Genomic DNA, 11,462 nt, shown 5'->3' with positions numbered 1-11,462 from the left:
GCCGAACAGCCCTTGAGCTTCAGCCGCCTCCGCTCCCTGTTGAAAATGCTCGCAAAAGGTGGTGCTGCGAACCGTCAGACTCTGTGCAAAGCAGTGCGCTGCTCAAGCCCAAAAAGGACGTTCTCACCGTCGGGGAGCACGTTTGTTGTTAGGGTAAGAGGCAAAACATCAAAAGCAAAGGACAGCCTTACACCCTGACAGCCGCCAAGTCGCTGAACCCCCTCGTGCAATCGGTACTCCAAACCCCGCAAGTCAAAGGTGGTATAGAACGCGGATGGCGCAAGCACACGAAGATCGACGCGTTCGGCGGCAAGGAGCGCAGGTTTGGTGACCGGCGGGTACTTCCGCGCTAGTAGCCAAAGGCTTGCATAACCCAGAAGTTCGACTGCGGCGAAAAGCGGGGTGTCGCTCGCGATCTTCAATTCAATAAGTTCGTAGTGGCCCTCTCCGCGCCGCTGCCCAAGGTCGATCGCGCGCCTCCCGTCGGAAGCACCTAGGATGAGCCCAGACGCGACCGGAATTTGATTGGTCCAATCTGTTCGACCTGCCGCAGCGCAAGCTGACGCAATCGCGCGCTCCAACACCACCTCGGGGCTCCGGTTCTCGGCGCCAATTTGCGGTTGGAGTGTCCAACGCCAGTTCTGGCGCGAGCGATCTTTATTTGCATCAGCATCACCAGCCAGCCAATTGGCCGCTATCGTCTCGTAGACCGTGGCAGCGAGATCAACGTCGTCAGGGATTTTTAGGGAGTGAAGGGCGGACCCGTGCCGGACGTTGGCGATACCAAGCGCGTCGGAAATGGCCGCCTCGACGCCGTGCAGCAGGGATGAAGGCAAAGGTGCCGTAGTTTCGATCACAGAGCCATCCTAACCGATGCAAAGACCAATCAAAAGGTTGAAAGCTGGTCTCGGCAATTAACCGGGTATCCGTTGTGTCGAGGTGCCGTTCCTGACCCAAAGCGCCCCAAGCAGACCTCAAACGGCTGCCCAGCCGAACAACTGTTCATCCCAAGCCGCCGCCGTTCCCTTGTGGAATTACCATAAAGTAGGTGGTGCCGCTGACGGGTTGTGATCAGTCAACGAGACGTATGATTATCGGTATCGTAGACTGCGGCAATCTCATACCATGCCTCATCGCCGCGACTCGCCAACGGCATGGCGGCGACTGAGAGACGCTGCAGCGCTCCCGCTTGATGGAAGCAGAAGCATGTGCACCGCGAGCGATCTCAAGACCCTTGTCCGCAACGAAGAGAAAGCCCGAGAACAGGCGGCGGCCTGTATGGACGTCTCAGCTCGCATGGCTCATTTAGCGCGCGCCGACGGGTACGCCAAAATGATCAAGGCACTCCGCCCGTGATAGCTCGTGAGACCGCCGCGCAGCACCTGGAACGGCTGATTGCCCTAATTGGAGAAGCGCTAGCCGTTGCCGACGACGGCGATCAACCTTTGTTAGGCGCCCATTTAGATAACGCCCTTAGGGCAGCTATCGCTCGGCGTGCTATTCCGGATGTATCGACAACGAGGCCGAGTCCTCTTGATCGGCAGGGCAAATAGTTCTGACAGGTCGCGGCACTGCCGCTTGGTTGAGCACGCTTCCAACTCAAAGCCCTTTCGCAAGCAGGACCCAAACGGGCTGCCCAGCCGAACGACCTGCCAGTCTCAGCCGCGGCGGTCTCCTTGTAAAAGTGCCATAAAGCAGGTGGTGCCGCTTACTAAAGTCCGTGCAAATGACCCCTCGATAAGAAGCGGTTTGTCTGGTATTAACCGGCAACGGCGATCATCGCTTATCCAAGAGCGGTCGAATCAGTGTCGCGGTTCAGTATGGCGTTCCTCTTCTTTTGATTTGGAGCCTTCTCATGACAATTCTTTTCGTCGCCGCCGCATTGATTGCCGTCTCGCCGCCGGCCTCTCAAATCGTAGTTCAAGCTGCTTCTGCTACTCAACAAACCGCTCCGTCCATGACCACCAGCGCGACATCGGCCGAAACCCTTTTAAAAGCGCTCCTCAAAGGTGCCGCACCTGGGGGTAAAATCGATTACAGCGCGATGACGCCCGAGGTCGCGCAGATTGTCAGGGATCACCCCGAGGGCGGCGAAATGATCATCAAGCTGGGCACCCCACAAACCGTCACTTATCTTGGCGCTCCTCCCGGCGGACATCTGTTCCGCATCACCTTTGCGACCGCAAAGATCGACTTTTTTATGGCTGTCAACGGGGCGGGAAAGATCAGCTCAATGTACTACCATCCGTCTGTGGACATGCCATCCTAGCCGGCGACGGAGCCTCGCCCGTTTGCTTTCAAGCTTGCGGGTATCTTCGGTTTGATTTCCGACTTAACGTCGGACATCGTCGAGACTTACCAACAGCATGACGGTGACCGATATACGTTGGAGCACTCCCGTTTGATGGGCGCCACTGAGTGGATAAACCGTATCGCCTCGACGAGTTTGTTTGGACCGCGCACAAAGCGCGAGCACGCAAGGGCCGCTGTTATTCAGTACTAACACAAGCCCGCTCTTAACATCCGGCACACCCGATTTTGCGTACAACCGTTATTTAACATTCGAACCGTTAAACGTCGTTAGCGGGTATTCGACCTATCGCTTTCGTTATTAACGCTCGGGGTTGGTACGATGCCATCTTTAAGAGAACGTGCTTGCAGCAACACCGCTTCGATAGCCGCCATGCCTGATCCAGAAAGTGTCAGTTCGTCGTCTAGGCTCGCGTCACCGTCGCCGACGAGCAAGCCCTCGGACGAAAGATGCCTAAGCCAACGTGACATAACGTTCGGTGACGCTTCGTTTCGTTCTGCGGCGATCCTCCCGATCATCGGGGCACCCACGGCGTCAGCGACGAAGACTTCTAGCAGTAGCTCCCACGCCGGCTCACCAAAAATATTCGGTGACAAAGCCCGCGAACGGTAACGTCGAAATGACAGAATGGCACTGGCAATCTGCGCGGCCTCCTCATTGCCCTTCATGATCACTCCATACCCGAGGCCGGCAACAACGAACCTATTCCGTAGCGGAAGACAAGCCCTGTGAGGCCCCAGTGATTGCATTTATGCGGTTCAGCGCCTGCGAAAGCCAAGCGCCGAGCACGAATTCCTCATGAGCATCCGCAAACTCAATCATGCTCTCAAGCTGACTGGCGAACTTGCTGGGGTCTGCTTGATTCATCACATCAGTCCTCAACCCGCGCTGCATAGGTTGCCGCAGCGCGCAATTATTCACCTCCACTCGAGGGCGGCAGCTTCGTTAACCTTGAAACAGAAGCTTCGTTCCTGGAAACGTCGTTAGCGGTCACATACCTGTCATTGGGCGATGGTTTGGAAAATTATAGGGACATAAATCGCTCAGCCGTCTTCGCTCCCCAAAGCGTTCGAGGCAGCGAGTTTAGGTGAAAGGCCGTTTACCCCTCAGCCGCCGTCGTTACCTCGTGAAGGCGCTGTAGATTGATGGCGCCGAATACGGGTGTCAGTCCCGAACACGCTGCAGCTTCGCAGACGCGCTTCCAACCTCGACTTCCAGCACATCGGCGTTCGCATCCAAGGCCCTCGCCTCGAAGTCGAACGGTTCGACGTCGCTCGGGTAGTAGGTGAACCGGTAGCTGTTCGCTCCACCGGCTTTCATGGGGAACGTCGCCAGACCCTTGCTGTCGGCTTCTCGTTCGATGCTCACCTCCCCGATGACCGGCCCCTCTTCCAGCCTAGTCTCGTTCTTGCCATCGCTCATGTAGAATAGCCCGGCGGCGTTGGGCCACGTCACCGCGAGGCCTTCAGCGGGCGAACCGTCCGGTAACTGCGCGACGACACGCAACGCGACGCTGGGGTCACGCGTGGGCGCCCCCACCTGCTCCAGCTTGACCGGTCCTGGCTTGTTGAAAATGTGGATCCTCTCGCCGCGTACGTCCCACGTGCCCTCGGCGCGAATGCCCACACTTCCTCCGATGCTGTAAACCGCGGTGCTGTCCGCATTCAGGCTAACGTTGATCGCAATGCCCTCCTCCTCAAAGTGGTACTTGCCCACGAGAAGTTGCTGATTGGGAGGGAGCACGGTTTGGGACGATGCGGGGGCCACAGCTACCAGTCCAGCCAAGGCAAAGACACAGATCAAGCGAAGCATAGCCACCACTTCCTACCCAAAGCGCCCCACGGAGGACCCAAACGAATAGCCTAGCCAGTCCGCCTCCCGTAGGAAACACACTGTTGACCAACGTTATGTAACTTAAAGAAGGGTGGTGCCGCTTACAGGACTCGAACCTGTGACCCCCGCATTACGAATGCGATGCTCTACCAGCTGAGCTAAAGCGGCCCGACGATGGATCTCTCCGGTCGAGGGGGCGGCGCTTAACAGGGGAAATTGGCGCTGACAAGCGCCAACGCGGATTTACGCTCCGTTTACCAAACGCGGTGCACAGCATGGTACCATGACACGGGGAAGTTTTGGCATGACGAGTGCGCGCGAACTTGATGACGGCCAGGCCACGATGCGGGCCGAGGGCAGTGCAGCCACCGCCGGCGCCGGCGATGCCGCCGATGCCGGGATCAACGACGTCATGTTCGATCTCGGCGGCGACGAGCGGCGAATGCATGTCCGTGCGTATAATCACTGGGTATCGCTGCTGAAGGGACGCCCCTATCCGACGATCGCCGATCTCGATCCCGGCTCGATCGCCGATTTCGGCCCGCACAGCGTCCTGATGGATTTCAGGACCACGAACGGCGCAGATCCGCAACGCGGCGGGATGCCGATCACCGACCCCGGAATCGCGTTCCTGGGGACCGCGCTGCGCGAGGAATGCGGGCTCGTCGGGCGGATCGATTCGATCGCCGACGTACCCAGCCGCTCGCTGCTGTCGCGACTGACCGATCACTATCTGCAGATCATCGCGAATCGCGCACCCGTCGGATTCGAAGCCGAATTCGTCAACAGCCGTGGCCGGACCACGCTGTACCGCGGCATCCTGATGCCGTTCGCGTCGAACGACGAGGGAATCGATTTCCTCTACGGCGTGATCAACTGGAAGGAGCTGGCCGACGCGGGGCTGCAGGCGACGCTGGCGGCCGAGCTCGACGCCGCGGTGCGTGCGATGCCGCCGCGCAGCCATGCGGGCCTCGCAGCCTACGCCATGACGGCGCCAGACATGCCGGGGCTTGGCGGTATCTCAAGTGGCACCCAGGGTGGCGCGTCCGTCGGTCATGCGCATGCCACGTCGCCTGGCGTCCCGATCTGGGCGGACGGACCGAGCGCTCAGTTCGACTCCCCGCCCCCGTCGGCGCCGTCATCCGCCGACATCGCCGCCTCGCCGATGCACGCCAGCGCCAGCGCCGTGCTCGCGCATGTCGCGATCGACGGCGCAGCACTACCTGCCGGCGTGCGGACCGGTGACGTCGTGCTGCTCGTCGCGCGCGTCCCGCCGGGCGGCGGTTTCGACATCGTCGGCGCGATCACCGATGACCAGCCGCTCATCACACGCGCGCTGGAGGCGATCGACAGATAGGGTGTCAGGCGGCAATGCTACGCGCCCGCGGCGGCACCGCGATCCAGGTCCGGACCTGCACATCCCGCACTGCAGCATGCATCTTCGCAGCCGCCACAAGCCTTGAGGTCGATCAACGCCGAGCGCATAGGCTCGCGCATGGCTGATCATTCTTCGACCCTCATCGACCCGCTGACCGAGGCGCTGTCCGCTCGATTGACCGAGCGCGCATTGCCCGGCGAACTCAACGATTTCGGCAAGGCGGAGGCAGGACAGGCCGCGGCCTTCGTCGCCGCCACCGCACGCCAGCGCGGCGACGGACTGCCCGTGATCGCGCTCGAGCCGATCAGCACGGACGACACGCGGCGGCGGATGCGTCTGGCGATCGTCAACGACGACATGCCGTTCCTCGTCGATTCGATCGCCGCCGCGATCGCCGGGCAGGACATCGCGATCGACCGGATCATCCACCCGGTCGTCCACACCGTTCGCAGCCCCGACGGCGTCCTGCAGTCGATCGGCGATTCGGGTAACGCCGAATCGATGATCTATCTCGAGATGGAACGTGCCGACGCGCGCGATCGTCGCGGGCTCATCGAGGAACTGACGTCGGTGCTCGCCGATGTCCGCGCCGCGGTGAAGGACTGGCGCGCGATGCAGGGCGCGATGGCGACCGACATCGCACTGCTCCACAGCGACGGCCCCGATGCGGAGGGCGCGGCTTTGCTCCGCTGGTTCCTCGATGGCCATCTGACGCTGCTGGGGCATCAGGTCTGGCATCGTGACGGCAGCGCCGGCGCCGCGCTGGGCATTGCGCGCAACCAGCATGCCGTCCCGATCCTTGCCGAAGCGTCGCGGATGCTCGCGATCGAGTGGTTCGAGGCGGGGAACCTCGCGCCGCTGCTGCTGAAATCGAACCTCATCTCGACCGTCCACCGCGCGGTGCCGCTCGACCTCGTCGTCGTGCCGGTGATGGAAGGCGACCGGATCGGCGGACTGTCGATCTATAGCGGGTTGTGGACCAGCGCGGCGCTGGCGGCGATGCCGCGCGACGTGCCCGTGCTCCGCACGCGGCTTGCCGCGATGAAGGCGAAGTTCGGGTTCGATCCGCGCGGCCATGCCGGCAAGGCGCTGACGCATGCGTTGACCGCGCTCCCGCACGACCTCGTCGTCGCCTTTCCCCCCGATGCGCTCGAGGACCTCGCGCTGACCGCGATGAGCCTCGCGGATCGCCCGCGCCCGGCGCTCGTGCTGGTCGAATCGGCGCTCGGCCGCCATCTGTTCGGGTTCGTCTGGCTGCCGCGTGACGACGTCACGACCGGGCGCCGCGTGGCGATCGGCGACATGCTCGCCGAGGCCGCCAATGCGAGCATCCTCAACTGGTCGATCGCGCTGGAGGACGGCGAGGTCGCGATGCTGCGCTATACGCTCGACCTGCGCGGCGACGGCCGGATGCCTGATGTCGCGCCGCTCGCGCTGCGGCTTCAGCGGATGGTCCGCGGCTGGGTGTCCGACGTCGAGGCGGCCCTGGTCGAGACGTTGCCGCCGCCGCGCGCCGCGCGCCTCGCGCTGCGCTGGGCCGCGGCCTTCCCGCAGAATTACCGCAACGTCAGCACCGCGGCCGATGCCGCCGCCGATATCCAGCGGCTTGCGGCGCTCGACAATCCGGGATCGCGCGGCGTCCGCCTGATCGAGAGCGCGCCCGGCGAGGATCGCCAGCTCAAGATCTACCGTCTCGGCGGTGCGCTCAAGCTGTCCGATGCGGTGCCGGTGCTCGAGAATTTCGGCTTCCGCGTGATCGGCGAGTTGCCGACGCGGCTGCGCGAGGACAGCGATCCGTTCGTCCACGACTTCGTGCTCGAGGCGAATGACGACGCCTCGCACACCGACGCGGCGACGCTCGAGCGCGCCATCGCGGCGGTACTCGAGGGCGCGGCCGAGAACGACGCGTTCAACCGCCTGATCGTCGAGGTCGGCATGAGCCCGCAGGCGGTCGTGCTGTTCCGCGCGTGGTTCCGCTATCTGCGCCAGGCGGGGCTGCCCTACGGCCTGACCACCGTGGTCGACGCGCTGCGCCGCGCACCGAAGGTCGCGACCGCGTTGATCGCACGCTTTGCGGCCGCGCATGATCCCGCGAACGACGGCCACCCGGCGGATGCCGACGCCGCGATCGAGGCCGGGCTCGATGCGGTCACCGCGATCGACGACGATCGCATCCTGCGCGCCTATCACAGCCTGGTCGGCGCGACGCTGCGCACCAACGCCTTCACGCCTGCCGCCGCCGAGGCGCTCGCGTTCAAGCTCGACAGCCACCTGATCCCCGGCCTCCCCGCGCCGGTGCCGTGGCGCGAGATCTGGGTGTACAGCCCGCGGATCGAGGGCATCCATCTGCGCGCCGGCCCGGTGGCGCGCGGCGGGCTTCGCTGGTCCGACCGGCGCGACGATTTCCGCACCGAGATCCTCGGGCTGATGAAGGCGCAGCGCGTCAAGAACGCGGTCATCGTGCCGACCGGCGCGAAGGGCGGCTTCTATCCCAAACAGCTCCCTGCCCCGTCGAACCGCGATGCGTGGCTGGCCGAGGGCACCGAGAGCTACCGGATCTTCATCCGCACCCTGCTGTCGATCACCGACAACATCGTCGAGGGCAAGGTCGTCCATCCGGCGGGCGTCGCGATCCTCGATGGCGAGGATCCCTATTTCGTGGTTGCCGCGGACAAGGGGACCGCGACGTTCAGCGACGTCGCCAACGCGCTCGCGCTCGACCGCGATTTCTGGCTCGGCGACGCGTTCGCGAGCGGCGGGTCGGTCGGCTATGACCACAAGGCGATGGGGATCACCGCCAAGGGCGCCTGGGTCTCGGTCCAGCGGCACTTCGCCGAGCGCGGCATCGACGTGCAGAGCGACCCGATCACCGTCGTCGGCTGCGGCGACATGTCGGGCGACGTGTTCGGCAACGGCATGCTGCTGTCGAAATCGCTCAAGATCGTCGCCGCGTTCGACCATCGCCACATCTTCATCGACCCGGATCCCGATCCCGCGGCGAGCTGGGACGAGCGCGCGCGGATGTTCGCGCTCCCTCGCTCGAGCTGGGCGGACTATGACACCGCGCTGATCTCGGAGGGCGGCGGCGTCCACGCGCGCACCGCCAAGGTCATCAAGCTGTCGAAACAGGCGCAGGCCGTGCTCGGGATCACGCTCGACGAGATCGAACCCGGCGCGCTGATCTCCGCGATCCTCAAGGCGCCTGCCGATCTGCTGTGGTTCGGCGGCATCGGCACCTATGTGAAGGCGGCGGCGGAGAACAACGTCCAGGTCGGCGACCCCGCCAACGACCGTCTGCGCGTCAATGCCGAGGACCTGCGCGTCACCGCGATCGGCGAAGGCGCCAATCTCGGCGTGACGCAGGCCGCGCGCATCGCGTTCGCCGAGCGCGGCGGGCGGATCAACACCGACTTCATCGACAATTCGGCTGGCGTCGACTGCTCGGACAACGAGGTCAACATCAAGATCGCGCTCAACCGCGAGATGATCGAGGGCCGGCTCGACTACGAGACGCGCAACGCGCTGCTCGCGAGCATGACCGACGACGTCGCGCATCTCGTGCTCGAGGACAATCGTCTCCAGACGCTCGCGCTGTCGATCGCCGAGGGCGCGGGTGGTGCCGCGATCGGCGTCGGCCCGGCGGGTGGCGTCGCTGCGACCGGCGGCGGTGGCCCCGCGTCGATGCCGAGCTATGTCCGCGTCATCGAGATCTTCGAGGCCGATGGCCGGCTTGATCGGGCGGTCGAGGGGCTGGGCTCGAACGACGACCTGCTGCGTCGCGGGCTCGACGGGCACGGCCTGACGCGTCCCGAGCTCGCCGTGCTGCTCGCGACCGCCAAGCTCGCGTTGCAGGATTCGATCGAGCAGAGCGGTCTGGGTGACGATCCGGCATTGCTCCCCGATCTCCATGCAGCGTTCCCCAAGGCGATGCGCGACACGTTCGCGCAGGCGATCGAGGAGCACCGGCTGCGCGGCGAGATCGTCGCGACGAAACTGGCCAATCGCATCGTCAACCGCCTCGGCGTGCTCCACCCGTTCGAGCTCGCCGAAGAGGAAGGCGCGGCGATGGGCGACATCGCGGCGATGTTCGTGGTCGCCGAACGGTTGTTCGACCTGCCCGCGCTGTGGACGGACATCGAACGGCGATCGATGCCCGAGGCCGCGCGGATCGCGCTGTTCGACGAGGTCGCGGTCGCGACCCGGTCGCAGATCGCCGACCTGCTCCGCGTGTCGGCGCCGGGAACGATGCCGGGCACGGTGCTCGACCGCCTCGGCAAGGGCATCCATCATCTCGACGGGCAGACCAAGGCGCTGCTGCTCGAGGAGGCCAGCGCGCAGAGCGGACGGATCGCCGCGCAGCTCGAGGCTGCCGGCGCGCCGCATGATCTCGCATTGGCCGTCGTCCGGCTGTTCGAGCTCGATGGTGCGGTCGGGCTTGCCGATCTGGGTGAGCGGCTGTCGCTCGACGAGGCGGTGCTGACGCGCGCGTTCACGCATCTCGGCCAGGCGCTCGGTCTCGACTGGGCGCAGGCGAATGCCGCGCGGATCACGCCGAGCGATCCGTGGGAACGCCTGCTGATCGCGGGGCTTGCCCGCGATTTCCAGCAGCTGCGCCTCGAATTCCTCGCCCGGTGCGGCGCGAAGGACCCGCAGGGCGCGGTCGATGCGTGGCTCGCCGCCAATGCCCCGCGCATCACGCAGTTCAGGGCGGTGATCGACCGCGCGCGTCACGCCGCGGTACCGAATGCGGCGATGCTTGCGCAGATCGCCGGTCAGGCGCGCGTCCTGCTCGGGCGATAAGCGGACAGGCGACACCGCCGGGCGGAACTCCGCGCCTGCCCGGCGGTTCGTCACACTCTTCCCGCCAATCGCATACGCAGCGGTTGAGTAACGCCCCGCGCTTGGCCTAGAGCTACCGGGAACACGAGGCCAATATGACCGATATTCCCAATACCCAGCCCGACAGCCGCGAAACCACGATCCTCGACGCCCCCGACCGCATGGTGAAGGTGCGCGAGATGTTCGGCATCGATTCGGATATGGAGGTGCCCGCCTTCTCCGAAGCCGACGAACGCGTCCCCGATCTCGATCCCGCCTATGTCTTCGACGCGGACACCACGCTCGCGGTCCTCGCCGGCTTTGCGCACAACCGCCGCGTGATGGTCCAGGGCTATCACGGCACCGGCAAGTCGACGCATATCGAGCAGGTCGCGGCACGTCTCAAATGGCCGTGCATCCGCATCAATCTCGACGCACATATCAGCCGCATCGACCTGATCGGCCGCGACGCGATCGTCCTCAAGGACGGCCAGCAGATCACCGAGTTCCGCGAAGGCCTGCTCCCCTGGGCGCTGCAGACCCCGACCGCGCTCGTGTTCGACGAGTACGACGCTGGACGTCCCGACGTGATGTTCGTGATCCAGCGCGTGCTCGAGACCGAGGGCAAGCTGACGCTGCTCGATCAGAACCGGGTGATCCGCCCGAACCCGTGGTTCCGCCTGTTCGCGACCGCCAACACGGTCGGCCTCGGCGACACCAGCGGGCTGTATCACGGCACGCAGCAGATCAACCAGGGCCAGATGGACCGCTGGAACATTGTCGTCACGCTCAACTATCTCCCCGCCAAGGTCGAGGCGCAGATCGTGCTCGCCAAGTCGGGTGAATATGACAAGCCCGACGGCAAGAAGGTCGTCGAGAACATGGTCCGCGTCGCCGACATGACGCGCAAGGGCTTCGTCAACGGCGATATCTCGACTGTGATGAGCCCGCGTACCGTCATCACCTGGGCGCAGAACGCGCTGATCTTCGGCGATGTCGGCTTCGCGTTCCGCCTCTCGTTCCTCAACAAGTGCGACGAGGCCGAGCGGCCGCTGGTGGCGGAATATTACCAGCGCGTGTTCGGCAAGGACCTGCCCGAGAGCGTGGTGGGGAAGGCCTGAG

Annotated in this window: 6 protein-coding genes, 1 tRNA gene and 1 pseudogene; 4 read left to right on the top strand and 4 right to left on the bottom strand. The window is 64.3% G+C overall.

Annotated elements, in window-relative coordinates:
- Window positions 1-74: 74 nt before the first annotated feature.
- Window positions 75-857, bottom strand: coding sequence for a hypothetical protein (locus tag ASE72_RS09655; protein WP_156350342.1), 783 nt, complete (start codon window positions 855-857; stop codon window positions 75-77).
- 998 nt (window positions 858-1,855) lie between these two features.
- Between ASE72_RS09655 and ASE72_RS09650 the strand changes: the two genes are divergently transcribed.
- Entirely contained in the window at window positions 1,856-2,269 is a 414-nt protein-coding gene (locus ASE72_RS09650; RefSeq protein ID WP_156350341.1) for a hypothetical protein, read from the top strand.
- 311 nt (window positions 2,270-2,580) lie between these two features.
- On the opposite strand, the gene ASE72_RS20215 is transcribed toward ASE72_RS09650, so the two are convergent.
- The 3 genes from ASE72_RS20215 to ASE72_RS09630 form a co-directional block, all read right to left on the bottom strand.
- A complete protein-coding gene (locus ASE72_RS20215; protein ID WP_156350340.1) occupies window positions 2,581-2,979 on the bottom strand; it encodes a hypothetical protein in 399 nt (132 codons plus the stop codon).
- 496 nt (window positions 2,980-3,475) lie between these two features.
- Complete coding sequence (locus ASE72_RS09635; protein ID WP_056020158.1) at window positions 3,476-4,123, bottom strand: hypothetical protein; 648 nt, start codon at window positions 4,121-4,123, stop codon at window positions 3,476-3,478.
- Between the two features lie 113 nt (window positions 4,124-4,236).
- Window positions 4,237-4,312: transfer RNA gene (locus ASE72_RS09630), tRNA-Thr, on the bottom strand.
- Between the two features lie 136 nt (window positions 4,313-4,448).
- On the opposite strand from ASE72_RS09630, the pseudogene ASE72_RS21185 reads away from it, so the two are divergent.
- From ASE72_RS21185 to cobS, 3 genes and pseudogenes are all read left to right on the top strand, one after another.
- A pseudogene (locus ASE72_RS21185) lies at window positions 4,449-5,096 on the top strand (PAS domain-containing protein); the annotation flags it as partial.
- 543 nt (window positions 5,097-5,639) lie between these two features.
- A complete protein-coding gene (locus ASE72_RS09620) occupies window positions 5,640-10,322 on the top strand; it encodes an NAD-glutamate dehydrogenase (RefSeq protein ID WP_056020151.1) in 4,683 nt (1,560 codons plus the stop codon).
- Window positions 10,323-10,456: 134 nt separating this feature from the next.
- Window positions 10,457-11,461, top strand: coding sequence for a cobaltochelatase subunit CobS (gene cobS / locus ASE72_RS09615; RefSeq protein WP_055874633.1), 1,005 nt, complete (start codon window positions 10,457-10,459; stop codon window positions 11,459-11,461).
- Window position 11,462 lies beyond the last annotated feature (1 nt).

It is taken from the genome of Sphingomonas sp. Leaf20 (genome assembly GCF_001421535.1).
Taxonomy (GTDB): Bacteria; Pseudomonadota; Alphaproteobacteria; order Sphingomonadales; family Sphingomonadaceae; genus Sphingomonas.
This window is presented reverse-complemented; position numbering and strand designations above follow the sequence as displayed.